Origin of the sequence: Nitrobacter sp., from assembly GCF_051535215.1 — a bacterium.
Lineage (GTDB): Bacteria > Pseudomonadota > Alphaproteobacteria > Rhizobiales > Xanthobacteraceae > Nitrobacter.
In genome coordinates this window covers 19,404-42,581 of record NZ_JBPPLY010000005.1, presented here as the reverse complement: position 1 = coordinate 42,581, position 23,178 = coordinate 19,404, and the positions used below count along the sequence as shown (strand labels likewise).

General features: G+C 61.7%; 21 protein-coding genes. 17 read left to right on the top strand and 4 right to left on the bottom strand.

The features are described 5' to 3' along the window. The first annotated feature begins 13 nt into the window (after positions 1-13). The 4 genes from mmsB (at position 14) to ACS3WB_RS07435 (ending at position 4,425) form a co-directional block, all read left to right on the top strand. Complete coding sequence (mmsB, locus tag ACS3WB_RS07450; protein WP_438274933.1) at positions 14-913, top strand: 3-hydroxyisobutyrate dehydrogenase; 900 nt, start codon at positions 14-16, stop codon at positions 911-913. Then, positions 910-2,643: an AMP-binding protein gene (locus tag ACS3WB_RS07445; protein WP_438274932.1), complete on the top strand. Its 1,734-nt coding sequence runs from the start codon at positions 910-912 to the stop codon at positions 2,641-2,643. Before mmsB ends, ACS3WB_RS07445 begins: the two co-directional genes overlap by 4 nt. Before the next feature lie 3 nt (positions 2,644-2,646). Continuing rightward, positions 2,647-3,126, top strand: coding sequence for a MaoC family dehydratase (locus tag ACS3WB_RS07440; RefSeq protein ID WP_438274931.1), 480 nt, complete (start codon positions 2,647-2,649; stop codon positions 3,124-3,126). A gap of 66 nt (positions 3,127-3,192) precedes the next feature. Beyond that, positions 3,193-4,425, top strand: coding sequence for an NAD(P)/FAD-dependent oxidoreductase (locus ACS3WB_RS07435; RefSeq protein WP_438274930.1), 1,233 nt, complete (start codon positions 3,193-3,195; stop codon positions 4,423-4,425). Positions 4,426-4,539: 114 nt separating this feature from the next. Here ACS3WB_RS07435 and ACS3WB_RS07430 read toward each other — a convergent pair whose 3' ends face one another. The 3 genes from ACS3WB_RS07430 to ACS3WB_RS07420 form a co-directional block, all read right to left on the bottom strand. Continuing rightward, entirely contained in the window at positions 4,540-5,082 is a 543-nt protein-coding gene (locus ACS3WB_RS07430) for an RES family NAD+ phosphorylase (protein WP_438274929.1), read from the bottom strand. A gap of 718 nt (positions 5,083-5,800) precedes the next feature. Continuing rightward, positions 5,801-7,615, bottom strand: coding sequence for an ABC-F family ATP-binding cassette domain-containing protein (locus tag ACS3WB_RS07425; protein ID WP_438274928.1), 1,815 nt, complete (start codon positions 7,613-7,615; stop codon positions 5,801-5,803). 4 nt (positions 7,616-7,619) lie between these two features. Then, positions 7,620-8,117: a YaiI/YqxD family protein gene (locus ACS3WB_RS07420; RefSeq protein WP_438274927.1), complete on the bottom strand. Its 498-nt coding sequence runs from the start codon at positions 8,115-8,117 to the stop codon at positions 7,620-7,622. A gap of 218 nt (positions 8,118-8,335) precedes the next feature. On the opposite strand from ACS3WB_RS07420, the gene ACS3WB_RS07415 reads away from it, so the two are divergent. Then, on the top strand, positions 8,336-9,400 hold the full coding sequence (locus ACS3WB_RS07415) for a Ppx/GppA phosphatase family protein (RefSeq protein WP_438274926.1): 1,065 nt from the start codon (positions 8,336-8,338) through the stop codon (positions 9,398-9,400). 171 nt (positions 9,401-9,571) lie between these two features. After that, positions 9,572-10,258 (top strand): RlmE family RNA methyltransferase, encoded by a 687-nt coding sequence (locus ACS3WB_RS07410; protein WP_438274925.1) that lies wholly within the window; start codon positions 9,572-9,574, stop codon positions 10,256-10,258. Positions 10,259-10,287: 29 nt separating this feature from the next. On the opposite strand, the gene ACS3WB_RS07405 is transcribed toward ACS3WB_RS07410, so the two are convergent. Further along, entirely contained in the window at positions 10,288-11,760 is a 1,473-nt protein-coding gene (locus ACS3WB_RS07405; protein ID WP_438274924.1) for a DHA2 family efflux MFS transporter permease subunit, read from the bottom strand. A 124-nt stretch (positions 11,761-11,884) separates the two neighbouring features. Here ACS3WB_RS07405 and ACS3WB_RS07400 point away from each other — a divergent pair, with 124 nt between their 5' ends. From ACS3WB_RS07400 to ACS3WB_RS07350, 11 genes are all read left to right on the top strand, one after another. Further along, positions 11,885-12,133 carry a hypothetical protein gene (locus tag ACS3WB_RS07400; protein WP_292609916.1) on the top strand — a complete coding sequence of 83 codons (249 nt, stop codon included), beginning with the start codon at positions 11,885-11,887 and terminating at the stop codon, positions 12,131-12,133. A gap of 182 nt (positions 12,134-12,315) precedes the next feature. Continuing rightward, positions 12,316-13,812: an IMP dehydrogenase gene (gene guaB, locus ACS3WB_RS07395; RefSeq protein ID WP_438274923.1), complete on the top strand. Its 1,497-nt coding sequence runs from the start codon at positions 12,316-12,318 to the stop codon at positions 13,810-13,812. Positions 13,813-13,947: 135 nt separating this feature from the next. Next, a complete protein-coding gene (locus ACS3WB_RS07390) occupies positions 13,948-14,565 on the top strand; it encodes a hypothetical protein (RefSeq protein ID WP_438274922.1) in 618 nt (205 codons plus the stop codon). Between the two features lie 34 nt (positions 14,566-14,599). Beyond that, positions 14,600-15,019, top strand: coding sequence for an MAPEG family protein (locus ACS3WB_RS07385; RefSeq protein WP_438274921.1), 420 nt, complete (start codon positions 14,600-14,602; stop codon positions 15,017-15,019). 28 nt (positions 15,020-15,047) lie between these two features. Continuing rightward, complete coding sequence (locus ACS3WB_RS07380; protein WP_438274920.1) at positions 15,048-16,346, top strand: RsmB/NOP family class I SAM-dependent RNA methyltransferase; 1,299 nt, start codon at positions 15,048-15,050, stop codon at positions 16,344-16,346. Between the two features lie 90 nt (positions 16,347-16,436). Continuing rightward, entirely contained in the window at positions 16,437-18,059 is a 1,623-nt protein-coding gene (gene guaA, locus ACS3WB_RS07375) for a glutamine-hydrolyzing GMP synthase (RefSeq protein WP_438274919.1), read from the top strand. 586 nt (positions 18,060-18,645) lie between these two features. Next, the gene (gene dnaK, locus ACS3WB_RS07370) at positions 18,646-20,544 is read left to right on the top strand and encodes a molecular chaperone DnaK (protein WP_438274918.1); all 1,899 of its coding nucleotides are present in this window, start codon (positions 18,646-18,648) and stop codon (positions 20,542-20,544) included. 145 nt (positions 20,545-20,689) lie between these two features. Then, complete coding sequence (locus ACS3WB_RS07365; RefSeq protein ID WP_438274917.1) at positions 20,690-21,178, top strand: DUF992 domain-containing protein; 489 nt, start codon at positions 20,690-20,692, stop codon at positions 21,176-21,178. 462 nt (positions 21,179-21,640) lie between these two features. Further along, a complete protein-coding gene (locus ACS3WB_RS07360) occupies positions 21,641-22,549 on the top strand; it encodes a DnaJ C-terminal domain-containing protein (RefSeq protein WP_438274916.1) in 909 nt (302 codons plus the stop codon). Next, the gene (locus ACS3WB_RS07355) at positions 22,546-22,827 is read left to right on the top strand and encodes a chaperone modulator CbpM (protein WP_438274915.1); all 282 of its coding nucleotides are present in this window, start codon (positions 22,546-22,548) and stop codon (positions 22,825-22,827) included. Before ACS3WB_RS07360 ends, ACS3WB_RS07355 begins: the two co-directional genes overlap by 4 nt. Positions 22,828-22,888: 61 nt before the next feature. Next, positions 22,889-23,170, top strand: a complete 282-nt coding sequence (locus ACS3WB_RS07350) for a hypothetical protein (RefSeq protein WP_438274914.1) — start codon at positions 22,889-22,891, stop codon at positions 23,168-23,170. Positions 23,171-23,178 lie beyond the last annotated feature (8 nt).

The window sequence follows — 23,178 nt, the reverse complement described above, 5'->3', positions numbered from 1 at the left end:
TCGGAGGATGAGCATGGCGACCATTGCGTTCATCGGTCTCGGCAACATGGGCGGGCCCATGGCCGCCAATCTGGTCAAGGCCGGCCACGATGTCATCGGCTTCGATCTGGTCCCGGCGCTGACGGATGCGGCGAAGGCGAATGGCGCAAGGATCGCCGACAGCGCCAGGGCGGCGGTGAAGGACGCGAACGTCGTTATCACCATGCTGCCGGCTGGCAGGCACGTGGTGTCGGTCTGGACCGATATCGTTCCTTCCGTCGCAAAGAGCGCCCTGATGATCGATTGCTCGACCATCGACGTCGAAAGCGCGCGGCAGGCCCACGCGTTGGCAGGGAAAGCGTCGCTGCTTTCGATCGATGCGCCGGTTTCGGGCGGTGTCGGCGGCGCAAGGGGCGCAACGCTGACTTTCATGGCCGGTGGCGCGGAGAAGGCATTCGTGGCGGCGAAGCCGATTCTTGAAGCCATGGGCAAGAAGATCGTTCATTGCGGCGATGACGGCGCGGGGCAGGCGGCCAAGATCTGCAACAACATGATCCTGGGCATCTCGATGATCGCGGTCGGCGAGGCCTTTGCGCTGGCGGAAAAGCTCGGCCTGTCGCATCAGGCATTGTTCGACGTCGCTTCGACCTCGTCGGGCCAGTGCTGGTCGCTGACGAGCTATTGTCCAGTGCCGGGTCCGGTTCCGTCGTCGCCGGCCAATAACGATTACAGGCCCGGCTTCGCGTCGGCGCTGATGCTCAAGGACCTGACGCTTGCGCAGGAAGCGGCGAACTCCGTTGGTGCAGTCACGCCGCTCGGTCAGTACGCGCAGGAAATCTACAAGACGTTCGATGCAGCCGGAAATGGCGGCGTCGATTTCTCCGGCATCATTCGCCACATTCGCGCCCTTGCGGACAACAGGGGCGCCCGATGACGACGTTTGCCGAGGCGCGGGAATTCCTGCTGCGGCATCGCACCGACTACGATGCCGCCATCAACGGTTTCAGATGGCCGGAGCCGGTGCCTTTCAACTGGGCGCTTGACTGGTTCGACGCTGGGCTCGCGACCGAACCGGTAAGCAAGGACCGGGCGGCGCTGTGGATCGTCGATGCCGCCGGTGGGACTGAGACCAAAGTGACGTTCGAGGCGATGTCGCGGCGTTCGAACCAAGTCGCGAATTTCTTTCGCGCGCAGGGGCTGAAGCGCGGCGATCACCTGCTGTTGCTGCTCGGCAACGTCGTGCCTCTATGGGAGACCATGCTGGCCTGCATCAAGCTCGGCATCGTGATCATTCCGGCGACGACATTGCTTACGCCCGATGAACTGCGCGACCGTCTCGACCGCGGCCGCGCAAAAGCGGTCATCGCGACGCAGGATCAGGTCACGAAATTTACAAGCCTCGGCGGCGAGGGCTTAACCCGCCTCGTCGTTGGCGCGTCGGCGTCGTACTCGGGCTGGTTGCCCTATGAGACGACGAACGATTTCCCCGAAAGCTACAAGCCGGACGCGCCGACCAATGCCGACGATCCGATGCTGTTGTATTTCACATCCGGCACCACGGCGAAGCCGAAGCTGGTGCTCCACAGCCAGCGCAGCTATCCGGTGGGCCATCTGTCCACCATGTACTGGATCGGGCTGAAGCCCGGCGACGTTCACCTGAACATTTCCTCGCCGGGATGGGCCAAGCATGCCTGGAGTTGCTTCTTCGCGCCGTGGAATGCAGGCGCGACCATCTTCATCTGCAATCAGCCGCGCTTCGAGGCCAAAAGCCTGTTGGCGACCATCGGGCGCTGCGGCGTGACGACGTTGTGCGCGCCGCCGACGGTGTGGCGATTGTTCATTCAGGAAAAGCTGTCGGACTTCAAGGTCGCGCTGCGCGAAGTCTGCGGCGCTGGCGAACCGCTCAATCCGGAAGTGATCGATCAGGTCAAGTCTGCATGGGGCTTGACGATCCGCGACGGCTACGGCCAGACCGAGACGACGGCGCTTGCGGGCAATCCTCCGGCGCAGAAGGTCAAGGTCGGCTCGATGGGCCGGCCGATGCCGGGTTACAAAGTGAAGGTGATCGACGCGGATGGCAACCCGGCCACCGAGGGCGAGGTGACGTTGACGCTCGGCGGAGATCGGCCCGCCGGGCTGATGCAGGGCTATCAGGGCGAGGGAGGCCAACTGAGCGGCGCCGATGGCGATCTCTATCATACTGGCGACGTGGTGTTCGTCGATGACGATGGCTATCTCACCTTCGTCGGCCGGTCGGATGATGTGTTCAAGTCGTCCGACTATCGCATCAGCCCGTTCGAACTGGAGAGCGTCCTGCTCGAACACGATGCCGTGGCGGAAGCTGCCGTGGTGCCGAGTCCCGATCCGATCAGGCTGGCGATCCCGAAGGCATATGTTCTGCTCGTCGGCGGCGCGGAGCAATCGCGCGAAACCGCGCTGTCGATCTTCAGACACATGTTTGAGCGAATGGCGCCGTTCAAGCGTATCCGCAAGCTCGAGCTCGTCACCGAATTGCCGAAGACGATTTCGGGGAAGATCCGCCGTGTTCAGCTTCGCCGCCTCGAGCACGACAACGATCGCGGCGATGCGTTGCGCGGCGTGGAATTTTGTGAAGAGGACTTTCCGGAGCTTCAGGCGCTGAAATCGAAAGCTGCGGAGATCTGAATTGTGAATGACGTCTGGAAGACCACGCCGGTTTCGCTCGATGCCTATCGACAAATGGTCGGACAGGAGATCGGCGTTTCCTCGTGGCACCTGATCGACCAGAAGCGGATCGATGCCTATGCCGACGTGGTCGACGACCATCAGTTCATCCATGTCGATCCGGAGCGGGCCGGTCGCGAAACTGAGTTCGGTGCCACTATCGCGCATGGATTCCTGACCTTGTCGCTGCTCAGCGTCATGTCATACGAGGTGATGCCGCGGGTCGAGGGCGTCACCATGGGTGTTAATTACGGCTTTGACCGCCTCCGGTTCATTTCGCCGGTCAGGTCCGGCTCGCGTGTCCGGGGCCGCTTCATGCTGACCGAGGCGTCGCTTCGCAAACCCGGCGAACTGCTGTCGCGCACCGCCGTCAGCGTGGAGATCGAGGGCGGGAAGCGGTCGGCGCTTGTCGCTGACTGGCTTGCCGTCTTGCACTTTTCCTGACGGCCACGCTGCGTCGTGACGTTATGGGTTATGGCGGTACGCGATTGAGTCAGGCATACCCATCGCATGCCTGACGTTCTCCATGTCCAAGCCGCGATCATCGGCGCCGGTCCCGCCGGACTGATGGCTGCGGAGATTCTCGCGAAAGGCGGCGTGCGCGTGACTGTGTTCGACGCGATGCCGTCCGCGGGCCGCAAGCTCCTGATGGCGGGCCGCGGCGGGCTCAATCTGACACACAGCGAGCCGCTGCCGCAATTTGTCACGCGCTACGGCGCGGCAGAGTCGTATTTGCAATCCGCCGTTCATACGTTCACGCCGGAGGCCTTGCGAAAGTGGGCTGACGATCTTGGACAGCCGACATTCGTCGGATCGAGCGGGCGGGTGTTTCCGAAAACGCTCAAGGCCTCGCCGCTCCTGCGCACGTGGCTCAAGCGGCTCGATACGCTTGGCGTGGCGCTGGCGCTGCGGCATCACTGGAGCGGTTGGGATCGCGATGGCCGCCTTGAATTTCAGACGCCCGAAGGCGAGCGCATGGTTATGGCCGACGCGACAATCATGGCGCTCGGTGGCGCGAGCTGGCCGCGGCTCGGCTCCGATGGTGCGTGGGTTGAACGGCTGGCGGGCAAGGGGGTTGCTGTCTCGCCGCTACAGCCAGCCAATTGCGGGTTCAGTGTGGCGTGGAGCGAGGTTTTTCGCGATCGTTTCGAAGGCCAGCCGCTGAAGAATGTCGCGCTGTCGTTCGGCTCGCACAACGTGCGCGGTGAAGTTCTCGTCACTCGCGGCGGCATCGAGGGCGGCGCGATCTACGCCCTTTCGGCGATGCTGCGCGAGCACATCAGCGCGTCGGGAAGCGCCGTGCTGAATATCGATCTTCGGCCTGATATCGCAGCAGCGGAACTCACCGCTCGCTTGAGCGCACCGCGCGGGAAACAATCCGTGTCGAACTGGCTGCGCAAGGCTGCCGGTCTTTCGTCCGTTGCGATCGGCCTGTTGCAGGAAGCAGCGAGAGCTGCCGACGATAGCGTAGCATCGATGCCGCCACCTGCGCTCGCGGCGATGATCCGAGCCGTTCCCGTGGTGCTGACCAGAGTAGCGCCGATCGCGCGTGCGATCTCGTCCGCGGGTGGAATTGCATTCAACGAACTCGATGAGGATTACATGATCCGCCGGCTGCCGGGTGTGTTCGCCGCCGGCGAAATGCTGGACTGGGATGCGCCGACCGGTGGGTATCTGTTGCAGGCGTCTTTTGCGACAGGGGCAGCGGCCGGTAGCGGCGCGCTGAAATGGCTGCGGCGTTAGTTTAGCTACGTCGGCCGTGCTTTGCGTCGCCGCGCACTTGCCGACGCGAATACTTTGATCTTCCTCGTGCGGGCTGAGAATTGCCAGGGCGAGCGCACGTTTCATACCGACCAGCTACAAGCCCCATTTTGGGCCATCAACCGAAAGTTGGATCGCGATGGGATCACCGACAACCTCGACTGACGGGCCGCCAAATTCGTTCCAGCGGAACAAGTTGACGTGCCACCCACCCGGGATCATCCGTGAGCGGTCAATGATGCCATCCGCGCCAGCCGCCCGCACCGCGTCCGCATTGCGCCACGACGGTGCTTCCAGCCCGGCCTCGAGGGCTGGCCGCCATCGTGCGTTTGAAAGGTTGCGGTCGATGCCGAGTATCCGACAGGCTTCCTCGTCGTGCTGATCGAACACATGAGCTTCGCTGACCATCAGTGGCACTGTGACACGGAGACGGCCATCTTCACGTATGTAGCCTGACACCGCGATCATCGCCCATTCCAGTTTTGGGCTCATATAGAGCGTGGCTTGTCCCGGACGATGATAACGGCCCGCACTTTCCGGTCCTGGGGGTGCCAGCACATCACCTACACGATCAGCTAAAACAGACCGGAAAAATGGACCGCTAACTGTCTTCAGCCTGATCTGTTTTGCATTCATCATCCAATCCCAAGCGGAGTAGGTGCTTGCCCTATCCTGAATTTTCGTCCTTTCGGATTATATAGCGGCAAAGAGAAGATGCTGTTCACAAGGGCAAAGTAGCGCGGACCCACGATGCAATCTCCACCGCTGTCGCGTGCGGATCGTTGCCGCTATTATCAAATGTGTTTCTATAGTCTGCGCCGTCGTCGAAGAGGGATCGCGTTCGCCGTAGCTCAGGCATTATTGTAGGACTTAATAGCTTCTTGTGCGCCCGTCGTGATGGCAAAGCCATCCGGCGAACTTGCTCGTCAGGCTCGCAATCAAGCGTGGCCGAGTAAAGATGGCATTTCCGATCGCGGGCAAGGTGGCAAACCGCTCGCCAGTGCTCCTCTGCGAAGCCGCTCGGTTCCCCCGTTGCGATGACGTTTGTCAAGATGACGGGGACAGAGGGAGCCAATCGCAAGACGTATTCAAAAGCTATGTCGCGAACCCTGCGAGCTACATCATAGTATTCTGAACTACGGTAATCGGTCAGGGTAATTGCTACATTGAATAATGTATGGCTATCCAGCAATCTGCCTTCCAGAATATCGGCAAGCTCCAGTCCCACCGTAAGCTTCCCAACGCCAGGCCATCCGTTCAAACTTATTATCACTAGGCTGTCACTCTTCTCGCAACATTAGCGATCCGCTATCGCGACATGACAGGGAACAATCAAGCGGCTTGATCTGACGAACACTCAAACGCCCTCTATCTCCTCCCGCAGCATTTCCAACTCCAACCAGCGATCCTCGGCCTGCTGCAATTCTTCCTGCGCTTTGGTTAAAGCAAGCGAGATCGTGTCGAAGGCCGCGCGATCTGTCGCGTAGAGGTTCGGGTCTTCCAGGCGCTGCTGTTGCTTTGAAATCTCGGCCTGAAGTTTCGCGATGGATTTCGGCAGCGTCTCCAGCGCGTGTTTTTCGTTGAAGGTGAGGCGTCGTTTGTCGGGCGAGGCCGTAGGCGCTGCCTTTGCAGGACGCTCCGCCTCGGATGCCGGCGTGGATCGCGGTGCCTCGCGGTTCAAGTCGGCGCCACGTTGCGCCAGCATGTCGGTGTAGCCGCCGGCATATTCGATCCAGCGGCCATCGCCCTCGGGGGCGATGACCGAGGTCACGACGCGATCGAGGAAGTCGCGGTCGTGACTGATCAGGATGACGGTGCCCTCATAGTCGCCGAGCATGTCTTCCAGCACGTCGAGGGTTTCCAGATCGAGGTCGTTGGTCGGCTCGTCCAGCACCAGAAGGTTGGACGGCTTTGCCAGCGCGCGCGCCAGCATCAGCCGGCCGCGCTCGCCGCCGGACAGCACCTCGAGCGGCGTGCGCATCTGCTCCTGCGCGAACAGAAAATCCTTCATGTAGCTGACGACGTGCTTTGGCGTGCCGCCCACCATGACGTGGTCGCCGCGTCCGCCGGTCAGCGCTTCCGCCAGCGTCGATTTCGGGTCGAGACTTTCGCGGTGCTGGTCGAGCGTCGCCATCTCGATGTTGGCGCCGAGCCGGATCGTGCCGCTGTCGGGCGCATCGGCTCCCGTAAGCGTGTTGATTAATGTGGTCTTGCCGGCGCCGTTGGGGCCGACGATGCCGATGCGGTCGCCGCGCTGGATGCGGATCGAGAAGTTGTCGACGATCTTCCGCTCGCCATAACGCTTGCCGACATTTTTAGCCTCAATGACGAGCTTTCCGGATTTGTCGGCTTCAGCAGCGGCGAGGGTCGCGCTGCCGGCGGTGCCGCGATAATCGCGCCGCTGCCGGCGCAGTTCATGCAGGCTCGCCAGTCGCTTGACGTTGCGCTTGCGTCGGCCCGAGACGCCATAGCGCAGCCAGTGTTCCTCGGCGACGATCTTGCGGTCGAGTTTGTGCTGGTCGCGCTCTTCCTCGGCCAGCACCTCGTCACGCCATTCCTCGAATTTCGCAAAGCCGCGGTCGATCTGCCGGATATGGCCGCGATCGAGCCACGCGGTGCTGCGCGAGAGGTTGGACAGGAAGCGCCTGTCATGGCTGATCAGCACCAGCGCGCAGCGGCGCGAGCCGAGTTCGCTTTCCAGCCATTCGATGGTCGTGAGATCGAGATGGTTGGTCGGCTCGTCCAGCAGCAGGATGTCGGGCGAGGGCGCCAGCACCCGCGCCAGCGCCGCGCGCCGGCTTTCGCCGCCGGAGAGATGCGCGGGGTCTTCCTCGCCGGTGAGGCCAAGCTGTTCGACCAGATAACGTGCCTGATAGGGGTCGTCGCCTGGGCCGAGCCCGGCTTCGACATAGGCGAGCGTGGTTTGGAATCCGTCGAAATCCGGCTCCTGCGGCAGATAGCGCACCGTGGCGCCCGGTTGCACGAAGCGGCTGCCGCTATCGGGCTCGGCAAGCCCGGCAGCGATCCGCAGCAGCGTCGATTTGCCGGAGCCGTTGCGGCCGATCAGGCATAGCCGCTCGGACTCGAATACCGTGAGTTCCACGCCGCCCAGCAACGGCGTGCCGCCGAACGTCAGGGCGATATCCTTCAACTGGATCAGCGGCGGCGCCATGGTCTCAGTCCTGCTGCGCATGGGCGCGCTGGATGCGCCGGATGGCCTGGTCCAGCGCCGACAGGAACGCCGAGCGGTCGCGCGGCTGGAACGAGCGCGGGCCCCCGGTGACCTCGCCGCTGGCGCGCAGGTCTGTCATCAGGTTGCGGACGGCCAGCGTCATGCCGATCGACTGCTCCGTGAACGGCTTTCCGTTCGGCGCGATCACGCTGGCGCCCGCCTTGACGCAGCGGCTCGCCAGCGGAATGTCCGCGGTGACGACGATATCGGTTTTGCCGGCGCGCGCCGCGATCCAGTCGTCGGCTGCGTCCATGCCGGGGCCGGCGGCGATGCGCTCGATCAGGGGATCGTCGGGTACGCGGATATATCCGCCCGCGACGACGCTGACCGGCAAGCCGTGACGTGCGGCGACGCGATAGATCTCGTCCTTCACCGGGCAGGCATCGGCGTCGACGTAGATACGGATGGAGGTCAAAGGCGGATCATCGGGCTTTGTGAGCATCGTGGGAGCGCGTGTTACTCCATGTCACGGAATATTGCGACACCGGATTTTTTGCAGTGCGATAGGTTATCGGGCGCCCGGCGGGGGAAGGAGCCGGCTGTCAGGACGGGTGAGGCCGGTTGCACTGGCGGGCTGCGCTGCTAAACTTTCCGTGAAAAGGCATTGCTCGTTGAGCGAGTATTCCGAATTGACGTTTGCCCCCGCGGAAAGACGATTTCATGAATGACGATACGCTGTGTCGCGCTGACCCCGAGCCGCGCGGCAGTCCGCAGGAACCAGCCATGACCATGGCAAAGGCTCTCGGCGAATCGCCGAGCGACGGGTCCGGTGTTTACGCCGCGCTCGATCTCGGCACCAACAACTGCCGTTTGCTGATCGCCTGCCCGGCAAACGGGAGTTTCCGCGTCATCGACTCGTTTTCGCGGATCGTCCGGCTGGGAGAAGGCATCTCGTCCACCGGGCGCATCAGCGAGGCGGCGATCGAACGCGCCATCGCGGCGCTGATCGTGTGCCGCGACAAGATGCGTGCGAGGAAAGCAGACCGGTTGCGGCTGATCGCGACGGAAGCCTGCAGGGCGGCGTCGAACTCCGAGAATTTTCGCAGCCGCGTCGCCGCCGCGACCGGTATCGAGCTTGAGGTGATCGATCGGGAGACGGAAGCCGCGCTCGCGGTGGTCGGCTGCTCGCCGCTGATTCATCCGAAAGCCCGCGGCGCGATCCTGTTCGACATCGGCGGCGGTTCGACGGAACTGGTCCGGATCGAACGCGACCGCGAAAGCAGCGAACCGCGCACCAAGGCATGGATGTCGATTCCGATCGGCGTCGTGACGCTGGCCGAGCGTTTTGGCGGACACGACGTCACGCCGCATTCCTACACAGCGATGATAGAGGAGGTCACTGCCAATCTTGGCGCGTTCGCAGCCGAGCATGGCTTCAATCTCTACGGGATGCACCTTCTCGGCACCTCGGGTACGGTGACCACGCTCGGCGGCCTTCATCTCGGCCTTGCGCGCTATGACCGCCGGAAGGTCGATGGAATCTGGATGAACGATATCGAAATCACCCAGACCATCGCGCGGCTGTGCGGCATGGATTATCAAAAGCGGGTGGCCAACGGCTGTATCGGGGTCGAACGCGCTGATCTGGTTCTGGCCGGATGCGCCATCCTGGATGCCATTCGGCGGGCCTTTCCGCTGCCGCGGCTGCGGGTGGCGGATCGCGGCCTGCGCGAGGGCATGCTGGTTGAGATGATGCGTGAGGACGGCGTCATTCAACTGAATTGATACACAAGACGGCGTCACTTCGTTCGCCTATGACCCCGGCGATCCACTTCTTCCTTGGAGAACTGATGCTGGCTACTGGTGCGACACGTGCGGGCATGAGGGTATGATGGATGCCCCGTGCGGCTTGTTCTTTGATGGATGCCGGATCAAGTCCGCGCAAGACAGTTAGACATGGCGAAAGACACCACCGGCCGGCTGCGCGTGACCGTCAAGACCGGCGGCAAGCGAAAACTGTCGTCCAAGCTCTGGCTGGAGCGGCAGCTCAACGATCCCTATGTCGCGCAGGCCAGGCGCGACGGCTGGCGTTCGCGCGCCGCCTACAAGCTGATCGAGATGGATGACAAGTATCATTTCCTGAAACCCGGTCTGGCGGTGGTCGATCTCGGTGCGGCGCCCGGGGGCTGGAGCCAGGTCGCGGCCAGGCGCGTCGGCGCCACCGACGGCAGGGGCAAGGTGATTGCCATCGATCTTCTCGAGATGCCGGAGATCGTCGGCGTGACGTTCGCCCGGCTCGACTTTCTCGATGCCGCAGCGCCCGAAAAGCTGATCGCGATGATGGAAGGCGGCGCGGACGTCGTGCTGTCCGACATGGCCGCCAATACCACCGGCCATCGCAAGACCGACCAACTCCGGATCGTTGGTCTGGTCGAGAGCGCGGCGGCGTTCGCGGCAGACGTATTGCGTCCCGGCGGAACGTTCATCGCGAAGGTATTTCAGAGCGGGGCGGATGCCGATCTGCTGGCGCAGCTCAAGCGCGATTATCAGACGGTGCGCCACGTGAAGCCTGCGGCGAGCCGGCAGGATTCGTCGGAGCGCTATGTGATGGCGACGGGATTTCGCAGGCCGGCCGACGCATGAGGCACGGCTAACCAATTGCCTCGCAGGCTTCAACTCAGCTTCTGATCCCGTGCGGTGACGGTCTCGCGGGCGGCTTCCTCCTCGGCCTCGGATTCGCGGGTGGGATCGGAGATCACCACCATGCGTCGGCCCGAGACCTGATGGCCGGCATCGGCGGGCATCCGGAAGAAGTAATAGGACGACATCGCTGCCAGCAACGAGACCACCAGAAATCCGGGGCCGAAATCCGCTGCCGTCAGCTCCGTGCTGTGATGATACGACATTGTCGTTTCCACCGAGAAGGCGCCGAGCGCGACGCCCGCCGAAATCGCCAGTTGTTGATTGACGCTGACCAGTGTGGTTGCGCGACTCATCCGTTCCGGCTCGACGTCGGCATAGGCCAGCGTATTGATCGCGGTGAACTGCAGCGAACGGAAGAAGCCGCCGACAACGAGAATGATCATGATGAGTAGCAGCGGCGTGGTGACGGTGAACAGTGCGCAGGCCGCGAGGAAGGCCGAACTGACGACCGCGTTGACGGTCATGATGTTGCGGAAGCCGAAGGTACGGATGATGCGGGCGGCGAGCGTCTTCATACCCATGGCGCCGACGGCCGAAGAAAATGTCACGAGTCCCGAACTGAACGGTGACAGGCCGAAGCCGATCTGCATCAGAAGCGGCAGCAGGAACGGCAGCGCGCCGACGCCGAGGCGGAACAGGAAGCCGCCATAGATGCTGGCGCGCAGCGTCGTCAGCCGCAGCAGCGTCAGATCGAGCACCGGAGAGTCGGTGCGCCGGGCATGTAATACATAAAGCGTCATCGAGATCGACCCGAGGCCGATCAGCGCGATCACAACTGTCCCTGGCAGCAGGTTGAGGCCGGCGACGGAGAGGCCGAAGGCGATGCCTCCGACCCCGACGCCGGCCAGCACCATGCCGTAGAGATCGAAGCGTTCAGGCTTCTCGCTGCGGATCGGATCGATATAGCGCTGCGCCAGCACGATGCCGATGAGGCCGACCGGGATGTTGATCAGGAAGATCCAGTGCCACGAGAAATAGGTGGTGATGAAACCGCCGAGCGGCGGCCCGACCACCGGCCCGACCAAGGCGGGCACGGTCACCCACGCCATCGCGCTGACGAGCACGCTCTTGTCGATCGATCGCAGCAGCACCAGGCGGCCGACCGGCGTCATCATCGCGCCGCCCAAACCTTGCAGGGTCCGCGCGATCACGAAATCCGTCACCGATGACGACACCGCGCAGCCGATCGAGCCGATCATGAAGACGGCGATCGCGACGCTGAAGACGTTACGCGCGCCGAACCGGTCCGCGGTCCAGCCGCTCGCCGGAATGAAGATCGCGAGCGACAACAGATATGAGGTGATCGCGAGCTTCAGCGTCAGCGGGCTGGTGCCGATGTCGGCGGCGATCGCGGGAAGCGAGGTCGCGATCACCGTCGAATCCATGTTTTCCATGAACAGCGCGGCGGCGACGATCAGCGGGATCAGGCGTTCCTTGGTCATGCGGGCTCAGCCGAGCAGGTAGATCGAGACCGGGAGCGGGGCTGTAGCATCGATTGGAGCCAGCGCCTATTGCGCAGCGGGCCGGCCTTCCTAAATCCTTGGTGGAGTTTTGGGAGGCCAAACCATGATCTACGTGCTTGCCGCCTTGCTGCCGCCGATCGGGCTGTTGTTCAACGGGCAGCCGTTCTCGGCCATCCTGAACGTGATCCTGATCGTGTTTTGCGCGATTTTCGGGCTGGTTTTCCATATCCTGCTCCTGGTGCCGTCCGCCCACGCCCTGATCGCGGTCCACATGAAACGGGAGGACCGCCGGCACCGCGAGGTGGTCGATGCGATCCGGGAGCACGGGCCGCCGCCCGGCTTTCCGCGCTGACCGTTCCCGGGAAAACCTCCTGCACGGCTGCCAAACGCTTTGATTCCCGAGGCTGCCGTGCTATCGACCACCGCCAACCCAGCCGATGGAACTCGATTCGACGGCGACGCCAAGGCGTCGCTGGCCGGCCAATTCCATCCTGACAGGTTTCGCGGCGACCATGCCGCTCAATGGAGTTGGCGATGGCGCGTGCAAACGGATTTCAGGATATCAAGGAAGCATACACTTTCGACGACGTGCTGCTGAAGCCCGGCGCATCCGACATCCTGCCTTCCGAGGCCGATATCCGCTCTCGCGTGACCCGCGACATTCCGCTCAATATCCCGATCATGGCGTCCGCCATGGATACGGTCACCGAAGCGCGCATGGCGATCGCCATGGCGCAGGCCGGCGGCCTCGGCGTCATCCACCGCAACTTCGATGCCGAGGGACAGGCCGCGCAGGTGCGGCAGGTGAAGAAATTCGAGTCCGGCATGGTGGTAAATCCGCTGACCATCGCCCCTGACGCGATGCTGTCCGATGCGCTAGCGCTGATGACCGATCACGGCTTCTCCGGCATTCCGGTGGTGACCGGCGGCAGCGCCACCGCGCCGGGCAAGCTCGTCGGCATTCTGACCAACCGCGACGTTCGCTTCGCCACCGATCCGCGCCAGAAAGTTTCCGAACTGATGACGCATGAAAATCTCGTGACGGTGCGCGAGGGCGTCAGCCAGGAAGAAGCCAAGCGGATGCTGCACAAGCACCGTATCGAGAAACTGCTGGTTGTCGACGACCAATATCGCTGCGTAGGGCTCATCACCGTCAAGGACATGGAAAAGGCGGTGGCGCATCCGCTGGCCTGCAAGGATGCGCAGGGGCGGCTGCGCGTCGCGGCGGCGACCACTGTGGGCGAAGGCGGCTTCGAGCGCACCGAGCGTCTGATCGACGCGGGCGTCGATCTGATCGTGGTGGATACCGCGCACGGTCATTCCAGCCGCGTGCTGGATGCAGTCAATCGCATCAAGCGGCTGTCGAATGCGGTCCAGGTCATCGCCGGCAACATCGCCACCACGGAAGGCGCGCAGGCGCTGATCGATTCCGGCGCCGACGCCATCAAGGTCGGCATCGGCCCGGGTTCGATCTGCACCACCCGCATCGTGGCCGGCGTCGGGGTGCCGCAGCTCACCGCCATCATGGATGCGGTCGATGCCGCGAGGAAGTCCGACGTGCCTGTCATCGCCGACGGCGGCATCAAGTATTCCGGCGATCTCGCCAAGGCGCTCGCCGCCGGTGCGGAAATCGTCATGGTCGGTTCGCTGCTGGCGGGCACCGACGAAACGCCGGGCGAGGTGTATCTGTGGCAGGGACGTTCATATAAGGCGTATCGCGGCATGGGTTCGGTCGGCGCGATGTCGCGCGGCTCGGCCGACCGCTATTTCCAGCAGGACATCAAGGATACGCTGAAACTCGTGCCCGAGGGAATCGAAGGGCAGGTTCCCTACAAGGGACCGGTCGGCAACGTCATGCATCAGCTCGCCGGCGGCTTGCGCGCGGCCATGGGCTATGTCGGCGCGCGAACGATCCCCGAATTCCACGACAAGGCGCGTTTCGTCCGCATCACCGGCGCGGGTTTGCGCGAAAGCCATGTCCACGATGTCACGATCACGCGGGAAAGCCCGAACTATCCCGGCGTCGCCTGACGACGGATGCCTAAATTGAGCCGCACGGCGGCGCGAAAACGCGTTACTGTCCGTCCTGTGCAACCCTGCCTTTGGGGCAGGATGCGTTTTCCCGGAATGACATCACGGTTCCATTCAGCAGAGAATTTGTAAAACATGATCGATTGGACGGATGACAGGATAGCAGCGCTTTCGGACTCCGACCTGAAAAACCTGCTTGCCAATGCGGAACGGAAATCGGTCGATGATCTCATCGCGCGATGCCAGGCGGAACTGGACAAGCGGGACGCGTTGAAGCCGCGCAAGGCCGCGAAGCCACGCACCGAATTGAAGGATTTCGAGCGCGATATGTCGGCGCAGCTTGCAAGCGTTGGCCGGCGCATGGCGGAGAAATACGATCTTTCCGAGGAGACAGCCAAAGCGAAATCGACGGGCGTGAAGGGTTTTCGCGCGCACAAGCTCGTCGGCAGTGACGGACAGGCCAAGCTTGGCGGACTGCAGCGCGCGGGTTTCGTTGCCATCGATCGCTATATCTCCTATCGGCGAGGCAACGATATCGTTTCACTCGGCGTATTCCTGCCGAAGGATCGGGACATTTCGGAACACAAGTTCTTCGTGATCGCGCCGCAGTCGATGCTTGACCGCGGCGAGCCGGTCGATGCCATCCGCGACAACCACGGCCAGAAGCAGTCCGCCGACGGTGGCCTCGTGTTCGATGATCTCGAGAGCGCAGCGGCGGCTTTCGACAAGGTGCTGGCCAGGATCGCGGCTTGAAACGTTCTGTCCGCGCCGGGAACGGGGCTAAAAAATGTCTGTTCAAATGGTGCTGCTGCCGGTGTTCGTGCTTATCGGGCTCGCGTTCGCGTTGTTGTTGGGGATGGCGGTCGCGCGGACGCGGTCTTTGAGGTCCGGCGAGACTCGGTTCAAGGACATCGCGCTTCGCGAACCGAACTGGTCGGTGCGCGCCACCCAGATCGCGAACTGCTTCAGCAACCAGTTCGAAGTGCCGGTGCTGTTTTATGTCCTGATCGCGCTGGCGTTGCCGCTGCGTCACGCCGACCTTGTCATCGTTGTGCTGTCGTGGGTATTTGTCCTCACACGGTTCGTCCATGCCGGCATCTTTGTGACATCGAACAACGTCCCGCAGCGGGGAATGGCGTGGTTCGCGGGAGTGGTGGTGCTGATGGCGATGTGGATTTATTTCGCGCTGCGCATCCTGCTCGTGTAAGCGCCGCGACTCCAATCGAAAGTCAGCCATGACGCCAGCCGCGCGGCTCTCCGCCGCCATTGAAGTGATCGAGGCTATCGACAGCCAACGGGTGCCGGCTGCGAAGGCGCTGAAGGAATGGGGCACCGCGCACCGCTTCGCCGGCTCGGGCGACCGCGCCGCGATTTCGGGGCTGGTCTATGACGCGCTGCGCCGTCAGGCCTCCGGCGCCTGGATCATGGACGACGCCACGCCGCGCGCGCGTTTGCTCGGAATGCTGAGACTGGAACGGGGACTGGACATCGATGCGATCGCGGCGCTGTGCGACGGCGGCCGCTTCGCGCCTGAGGCGCTCTCCGAAGGTGAACGCGCGGCGCTGGCCTCGCGCAGCGTCGCGGATGCGCCTGCGCATATCGCCGGGGATTATCCGGAATGGCTCGATCCGCATCTTACGGAGATCTTCGGCGATGACCGTGCGGCGGAAGCCGCGGCGATGGCGAGCCGCGCGCCGCTCGACCTGCGCGTCAATACGCTGAAGGCCAAACGCGAGAAGGTGCTGGCCTCGCTTCGACATCTCGGCGCGACGGCGACGCCGTGGTCGTCGCTGGGCTTGCGGATTGCGCTGGGCGCCGATGCCCGCAATCCCGGCATCCATGCGGAGGAGGATTTCATCAAGGGGGCCGTCGAGGTGCAGGACGAGGGCTCGCAACTGGCGGCGCTGTTGTCCGGCGCGAAACCCGGCGAGCAGGTGATCGACCTTTGCGCCGGGGCCGGCGGCAAGACCCTGGCGCTGGGAGCCATGATGCAGGGCAGGGGCCGCCTCATTGCGACCGATCGCGATAAGCGGCAGCTCGCGCCGATCCACGAACGGCTGTCCCGCGCCGGGGTTCATAACGCGGAAGTCCGCTCCCCAAAGGGGGAGGATGATCCGCTGTCCGACATCAAGGCGTCAGCCGATCTCGTGCTGATCGATGCGCCCTGCACCGGGACCGGCACCTGGCGGCGCAATCCGGACGCGAAATGGCGGATGCGGCCGGGCGCGCTCGAGGTCCGTTTGAACGACCAGGCGGAAGTACTTGACCGTGCTGCCGGTTTGGTCAAACCGGGCGGTCGCGTCGCCTATATCACTTGCTCGGTGCTGCCGCAGGAAAATGGCAAGCAAATCCGGAAGTTTATCGGCCGGCATCCAGATTTCAGGGTAACGCCGCCTTCGCAGACCGCTGCCGTGCTGTGGGACAGGACGGACGACTTTCTCGCTGCGGTTTACCTCTCTGACGAAGGGCTTTTGATGACGCCGCGTCGGACCGGAACGGACGGTTTCTTTGTCAGCGTCTTGCGGCGAGGATAGGTGTTCCTTCCGCCCCGAGGGGAGAGGTGAACGTGTGGGCTTCCATCCTTTCTCGTTGCGACGCCGATGCCGGTCGCGTAATTCCTCGCCATGACAGCCTCCAGCAAAGCTTCCGCGTCAGCATCCGGCCCCGCCGCCGGCGCGACCTCCGCGCACGACAAGATTTTGATCATCGATTTCGGCAGCCAGGTCACGCAACTGATTGCCCGGCGCGTGCGCGAGGAGGGCGTCTATTCGGAAATCGTCCCGTTCCAGAAGGCGGAAGCGGCTTTTCTTGAGATGAAGCCGAAGGCGGTGATCCTGTCGGGCGGGCCCGCTTCCGTGCTCGAGCAGAATGCCCCGGCGGCGCCGATGTCGGTACTTACCGCGGGCGTGCCGGTACTGGGGATTTGCTACGGCGAGCAGACCATGGCGCAGCAGCTCGGCGGCACCGTCGAAGCTGGCCATCATCGCGAGTTCGGCCGTGCGGCCATCGAGGTCACTGAACCTTGCGCGCTGTTTGATGGCGTATGGGAAAAGGGCGGCAGATACGACGTCTGGATGAGTCACGGCGACCGCGTCACCAAACTGCCCGAAGGCTTCCGTGCGGTGGCGAAGGCGCCGGGCTCGCCGATTTCGGTCATCGCCGACGATAAGCGCAAATTCTATGCGATGCAGTTCCACCCCGAGGTGGTGCACACTCCCGACGGCGCGAAACTGATCCGCAATTTCGTTCGCAAGGTCGCGGGGCTCACCGGCGACTGGACCATGCGCGCGTTTCGCGAGGAGGCGATCGAGAAGATACGCGCTCAGGTCGGCAAGGGCCGCGTGATCTGCGGTCTGTCCGGCGGCGTCGATTCATCGGTGGCGGCGATCCTGATCCACGAGGCGATCGGCGACCAGCTTACTTGCGTGTTTGTCGATCACGGCATGCTACGCAAGGACGAGGGCAAGACAGTGGTGGACCTGTTCCGCCATCACTATAACATTCCGCTGGTTCATGTTGATGCGTCGAAGCAATTTTTGGGAGATCTTGCCGGCGTTATCGACCCTGAAGCGAAGCGCAAGACCATCGGGCGTCTGTTCATCGACGTGTTCGAGGCCGAGGCCAAAAAGATCGCAGCGTTGGGAAAAGGATCGGCGGAATTCCTGGCGCAGGGCACGCTCTATCCCGATGTGATTGAGAGCGTGTCGTTCACCGGCGGCCCGTCGGTGACGATCAAATCGCACCATAATGTCGGCGGACTTCCGGCCCGCATGAACATGAAGCTGGTCGAACCGCTGCGCGAGCTTTTCAAGGATGAGGTCCGTGTATTGGGACGCGAACTCGGGTTGCCGGAGATTTTCGTCGGCCGCCATCCGTTCCCGGGACCGGGGCTCGCGATCCGTTGCCCCGGCGAGATCACCCGCGAAAAGCTCGACATCCTGCGTGAGGCCGACGCCATCTACATCGACCAGATCAGAAAAGCGGGGCTCTACGACGAGATCTGGCAGGCGTTCGCGGTGCTGCTGCCGGTGAAGACGGTCGGCGTGATGGGAGACGGACGCACCTACGAATACGTCGTCGGCCTGCGCGCGGTGACCTCGACCGACGGCATGACCGCTGATTTCTATCCGTTCGACATGAAATTCCTCGGCGAAACCGCAACACGCATCATCAACGAGGTGAATGGCGTGAACCGTGTTGTCTATGATGTGACGTCGAAGCCGCCGGGCACGATCGAGTGGGAATGATTCAGGTCTCTCGCTGACTATCGCGATCTGTCTTGACACTCGCCATAAATAGCTGAACCGAGAGCAACTCCTTCCGATTGGACAGCGAAGCCTTTCTGCGCAAGCGCGGATCAGCAAGGCCGAAACCGCCATCGTCGAGACGATGTTGCAGGAGGAAGGCGGCCCCGCCGGAGGATCATCCTTCGATTTCGCGCAAAGCGTAACCGCACGCCTGCAACAAGGCATCGGAAACCCGGCTTGAACCAGGGAGGCAATTCAAACGCCCCCGCGTCGGACCACAAGACAACTTGTCCTGCTCCGTCCCGACAACTTGTCCACCGCGGGGAGCCAAACGCGCGCAAGCCGTTGATAACATTACATGACAGAAATGGCACGCGCGTTGCTGAGGGTTCTTTCGAGACGTCCAGGCACTCCGGTGGCGGCGACGACTGAGAGGAAATACGCATCGTCGGTCGACCCGACCTTGATACAGGCGGGTGGCGGGACCGTCAGAACAACGTGAGATCGGAGCTGCTGCTGGAGCCGACTGGTGCATTGGTTGTCAGCCCGATGTCCCGGAGTAACGAAGCAAGCTCGGGAGTGCGACGTGGCAAAAGTCATTGGAATCGACCTTGGCACGACGAACTCGTGCGTTGCTGTGATGGAAGGCAAAAACTCACGCATTATCGAAAATGCCGAGGGGATGCGCACCACGCCTTCGGTTGTCGCGTTCACCAGCGATGGCGAACGCCTTGTCGGTCAACCGGCCCGACGCCAGGCAGTCACTAACCCGATCAACACCATCTTCGCCGTGAAACGGCTGATCGGCCGCCGTTACGACGATCCGACGGTCGAGAAAGACAAGAAGCTTGTTCCCTACGAGATTATCAGGGCCGCGAACGGCGACGCCTGGATCGACGCTGACGGGAAATCCTATTCTCCCTCTCAGATATCGGCATTCATTCTGCAAAAGATGAAAGAAACAGCCGAAGCGAACCTTGGAGAAAAGGTGACACAAGCGGTCATTACGGTGCCAGCTTATTTCAACGACGCTCAGCGCCAAGCGACGAAGGATGCCGGAAAGATCGCCGGCCTCGAGGTCCTGCGTATCATTAACGAGCCGACGGCTGCAGCGCTTGCTTATGGGTTGGACAAGAAGAAGCAGAGCAAGATCGCAGTCTACGATCTCGGCGGCGGCACCTTCGATATTTCAATCCTCGACATCGGTGACGGTGTGTTCGAGGTGAAGTCGACTAACGGCGACACGTTCCTTGGCGGTGAAGATTTTGATATGCGACTTGTGAACTACCTGGCTGACGAATTTCAGAGAGAGCAGGGGATCGACCTCAGGAAGGACAACCTCGCTTTGCAACGGCTCAAGGAAGCCGCGGAAAAAGCAAAGATCGAGTTGTCGACCGCAACTCAGACCGAGATCAACCTTCCGTTCATTACTGCCGATTCGGCAGGACCGAAGCATCTCCAGGTCAAGCTGACCCGCGCGAAACTTGTCTCTCTGGTCGATGATCTCATTCAGAGGACCATCGAGCCCTGTCTCAATGCCCTCAAGGACGCCGGCCTCACTGCTGAGCGTATCAATGAGGTGGTACTGGTCGGCGGTATGACGCGAATGCCCGCCATTCAGGAGGTCGTGCAGAAGATTTTCGGGAAAGAGCCTCATAAGGGCGTCAACCCCGATGAAGTCGTTGCCATCGGCGCGGCCATTCAGGCCGGCGTCCTGCAAGGCGACGTCAAGGACGTTTTGCTCCTCGACGTGACTCCGCTGTCTCTCGGAATTGAAACTCTGGGTGGCGTGTTCAGCCGCCTGATCGAACGGAACACGACAGTTCCGGCGAAAAAGAGCCAAGTGTTCTCGACTGCGGAAGATAACCAGACTGCCGTCACCATTCGCGTGTTCCAGGGCGAACGCGAGATGGCTGCAGATAACAAAATGCTTGGGCAGTTCAATCTGATGGGCATCCCCCCGGCGCCTCGCGGAACGCCACAGATTGAAGTGACATTCGACATCGATGCCAACGGAATCGTCAACGTTTCCGCCAAGGATAAGGCGACAGGCAAGGAGCAACGCATCCAGATTCAGGCGTCCGGCGGCCTCTCCGAGGCCGACATCGAACGGATGGTCAAGGATGCCGAGGTGCATGCCGCCGAGGACAAGAAGAGGAAAGAAGCTGTCGAGGCGAAGAACTCGGCCGAGGCGCTCTTGCATGTCACAGAGAAAAATGTCGCCGAGCACGGTTCAAAGCTTGCGGACGCCGATCGTCGCGCGATCGAGAATGCGATGTCCGATCTCCGGGAGGCTCTGAAGGGCGACGATGCGTCTACGATCAATGCGAAAGAAAGCGCGTTGCAGCAGCAAACGATGAAGCTTGGTGAAGCCATCTATACAGCGTCTCGATCTACGGGCGAACCTGGCGCGCCTCGTACAGGCGAAGAGAACGTTGTCGATGCCGAGTTCACCGAGATCGACGATGACAAGAAGTCAAAATAGCGCCGCGTTGCCTGACGTGGCTCGCCGTCGGCGAATTGAGTTGTTCAACTGATCCCGGTCCATCGAGTAAGGTGGACCGTATTGTCCTGATCGCTTTCCATAACTTTACACGGGAGTTTATATGCGACTTATACAGGAGCTTTATATGCGACGACGTTCGATCATTTTCAGTGCTTTCGCCGGCGGAATGCTCGCGACTTTTGTTTCGACGACAGAAGCTCAGCAGCCGGCGCAAAAGGTGCAGGTCGGTGTGCTGGAGTGCAAAGGCGGCCCGAGCATTGGTTTCATCGTGGGTGCCGTGACCAATCTCGCGTGCGTCATGCGCATCAATGGAATGCCTGAAGACTATTATGTCGCTAAAATTCAGAAGGCTGGCCTCGATATCGGCATTACCGAGAGCACCGCTCTGGCCTGGAATGTGTTCGCGCCGATCGCGCAGCCCGGACACGGGGACATTGCCGGGACTTACGTTGGTGTCGACGCCATGGCGGCGGCCCTCGTCGGCATCGGCGGCAATGTGCTTCTCGGCGGTTCGAACAACAGCATTGCACTCCAGCCCATCAGCGTACAGGCCGAGACCGGAGTAATCATCGCGGCGGGGCTTGAGCGAATGGATCTGCAGCCAGGCCGCTGATAGACGACAGACAGGCGCCGTTCGCCTGTTCTCCCGTGCGAACGGTGCCTGAGGTTTCTACAAATGTTGCCCGTTTTCGTGGACAAAGAGGATGCTAGAATGGGAGCCTGAAGCAGCCACGAAAGCGTTTGCTCCAGAAGATCGTTTCCCGGACGCTTCTTTCTTCTTCTAATGGGAGATTGAAATTGAAAATGTCTGTCGGGTTGGGGGGCAATAGGCAACTCGATGATGGCAAGCCACGTCTGACGGAGGATGATATAACGCGTGCCCAGCTTGGGCCGCGTGGCGTTCCGGGAGGACGGGACCTTGCGCGAATGACGCCTCAGCAAGCAAAGAATTATCCAAAATATGTGGATCCGGGGCATGTTGAATAGCATCAATCCGCAGTCAGGCCCTGCTGTCGCTTACGAAGAATGTCATCTAACGGGCGGAATCGTATTCTGCCGTTCTCGGGAGCCCTAGATGGCAAGCAATCCTTACGACATGCTTGGCGTATCTCCATCGGCTTCCGCCACTGATATCCAGAAGGCTTATCGGAAGTTAGCGAAGAAGCTGCATCCAGATCTCAATCCAGGCGATAAGACCGCCGAAGAGAAGTTCAAGGAAGTTTCCGCCGCCTATAATCTGCTTAGCGATGCCGAGAAGCGCAAGCGTTTCGACAATGGTGAGATTGACGAGGCGGGCGCGGAACGACCGCAACATCAATTCTATCGGGACTTCGCGAACGCCGACGACGGACATCCTTACGCCAGCACCTCCGGCTTCGCTGACTTCATGGACTCGGACGATGCCCTTGCCGAACTCCTGAGGCGCGGACAACGGGCTCGCGAGAACCGGCGCGGCGAAGATCTGCACTATCGACTGCCGATCGATTTCGTCGACTCGATCACCGGCGCAAGCAAGCTTATCACCCTGCCGGATGGAGGAATGCTTGAGGTGAAGATTCCACCTGGGCTGATCGACGGACAAGTCCTGCGCCTGAAAGGCAAAGGCGCGTCCGGCGGAGGAAAGGGTGGACCTGGCGATGCCCTGATCGAGGTAGAAGTCTTGCCCGACCGCCGCTTTACGCGCGACGGCGACGATATCTTGTTGGAGCTGCCTATCTCGCTGTCCGAAGCCGTACTTGGAAGTCAGGTTCGTGTTCCGACTCCGACCGGCGACGTGACGATGTCGGTACCAAAAGGCTCGAACACGGGAACGATCCTTCGTTTGAAAGGAAAAGGCGCGCCGCGCCGCGGTGGCGGGAACGGTGATGAATTTGTGAAGCTGAAAGTCGTTCTGCCGAAATCGCCGGATCCGGAGCTCGAGGCATTTGTATCGAACTGGACAAAGGGTAAAGACTTCAATCCGCGTGGAGGCACGCCGTCATGATCATGAGCAAGGAGCAATTCCTGACATCGTCAGGTGTCCAGATTCAGACATTGGAGTTCTGGCTCGAGCAGCAATGGCTGATACCGGAGGAGACCGTTGTTGGCATGAGTTTTTCCGAGAGAGACATGGCGCGGGCGCGTCTCATTCAGGATCTCACACGCGAATTTGGAGTCAATAACGAGGGGATCGACGTGATCCTCCACCTCGTCGATCAGCTTCACGGGATGCGTCGCGCGTTCGCGCAACTGAACAAGGATATTCGTGGAGCATCGGCCTAAGTGGATTGCTGTGCGTGAATGCGTGCCGCGACCGAGGCTTTCGGTTCAGGAGACCGAGAAAATGATCGAAAGGTTGGAGCGGCCAGGTCGAGGGGAAATGGATAGCCTCATTATCCAGGCTTTGATCCGCAAACTCATTGAAAAAAATGTTCTCTCGCCGGCTGATGTGCGCGATCTTCTTTTCGACGCTGCAACCCGTCTCGACATCGTCGGCAGTGAGCAGACGCCGCAAGCAGCCCGCATCATGGTCGAAGAGAATCTGGCGCCCGTATTCCTGGGCCAAGACCGCGGCGCATCCGATGATGCGCCAACGACGGGACGTGGCTCTCGCAGAAGTAAGTAGGTGAGCTG

Bases quoted from the DNA above. Each gene is read 5' to 3' on its own strand.
- ACS3WB_RS07405 (WP_438274924.1), bottom strand. From the start codon at position 11,760: ATGACCAAGGAACGCCTGATCCCGCTGATCGTCGCCGCCGCGCTGTTC.
- mmsB (WP_438274933.1), top strand. From the start codon at position 14: ATGGCGACCATTGCGTTCATCGGTCTCGGCAACATGGGCGGGCCCATG.
- ACS3WB_RS07360 (WP_438274916.1), top strand. From the start codon at position 21,641: ATGGCAAGCAATCCTTACGACATGCTTGGCGTATCTCCATCGGCTTCC.
- ACS3WB_RS07355 (WP_438274915.1), top strand. From the start codon at position 22,546: ATGATCATGAGCAAGGAGCAATTCCTGACATCGTCAGGTGTCCAGATT.
- ACS3WB_RS07430 (WP_438274929.1), bottom strand. From the start codon at position 5,082: ATGATGAATGCAAAACAGATCAGGCTGAAGACAGTTAGCGGTCCATTT.
- ACS3WB_RS07445 (WP_438274932.1), top strand. From the start codon at position 910: ATGACGACGTTTGCCGAGGCGCGGGAATTCCTGCTGCGGCATCGCACC.
- ACS3WB_RS07425 (WP_438274928.1), bottom strand. From the start codon at position 7,615: ATGGCGCCGCCGCTGATCCAGTTGAAGGATATCGCCCTGACGTTCGGC.
- ACS3WB_RS07380 (WP_438274920.1), top strand. From the start codon at position 15,048: ATGACGCCAGCCGCGCGGCTCTCCGCCGCCATTGAAGTGATCGAGGCT.
- ACS3WB_RS07350 (WP_438274914.1), top strand. From the start codon at position 22,889: ATGATCGAAAGGTTGGAGCGGCCAGGTCGAGGGGAAATGGATAGCCTC.
- guaB (WP_438274923.1), top strand. From the start codon at position 12,316: ATGGCGCGTGCAAACGGATTTCAGGATATCAAGGAAGCATACACTTTC.
- ACS3WB_RS07435 (WP_438274930.1), top strand. From the start codon at position 3,193: ATGCCTGACGTTCTCCATGTCCAAGCCGCGATCATCGGCGCCGGTCCC.
- ACS3WB_RS07365 (WP_438274917.1), top strand. From the start codon at position 20,690: ATGCGACGACGTTCGATCATTTTCAGTGCTTTCGCCGGCGGAATGCTC.
- ACS3WB_RS07390 (WP_438274922.1), top strand. From the start codon at position 13,948: ATGATCGATTGGACGGATGACAGGATAGCAGCGCTTTCGGACTCCGAC.
- ACS3WB_RS07410 (WP_438274925.1), top strand. From the start codon at position 9,572: ATGGCGAAAGACACCACCGGCCGGCTGCGCGTGACCGTCAAGACCGGC.
- ACS3WB_RS07400 (WP_292609916.1), top strand. From the start codon at position 11,885: ATGATCTACGTGCTTGCCGCCTTGCTGCCGCCGATCGGGCTGTTGTTC.
- ACS3WB_RS07415 (WP_438274926.1), top strand. From the start codon at position 8,336: ATGAATGACGATACGCTGTGTCGCGCTGACCCCGAGCCGCGCGGCAGT.
- ACS3WB_RS07385 (WP_438274921.1), top strand. From the start codon at position 14,600: ATGTCTGTTCAAATGGTGCTGCTGCCGGTGTTCGTGCTTATCGGGCTC.
- ACS3WB_RS07420 (WP_438274927.1), bottom strand. From the start codon at position 8,117: ATGCTCACAAAGCCCGATGATCCGCCTTTGACCTCCATCCGTATCTAC.
- guaA (WP_438274919.1), top strand. From the start codon at position 16,437: ATGACAGCCTCCAGCAAAGCTTCCGCGTCAGCATCCGGCCCCGCCGCC.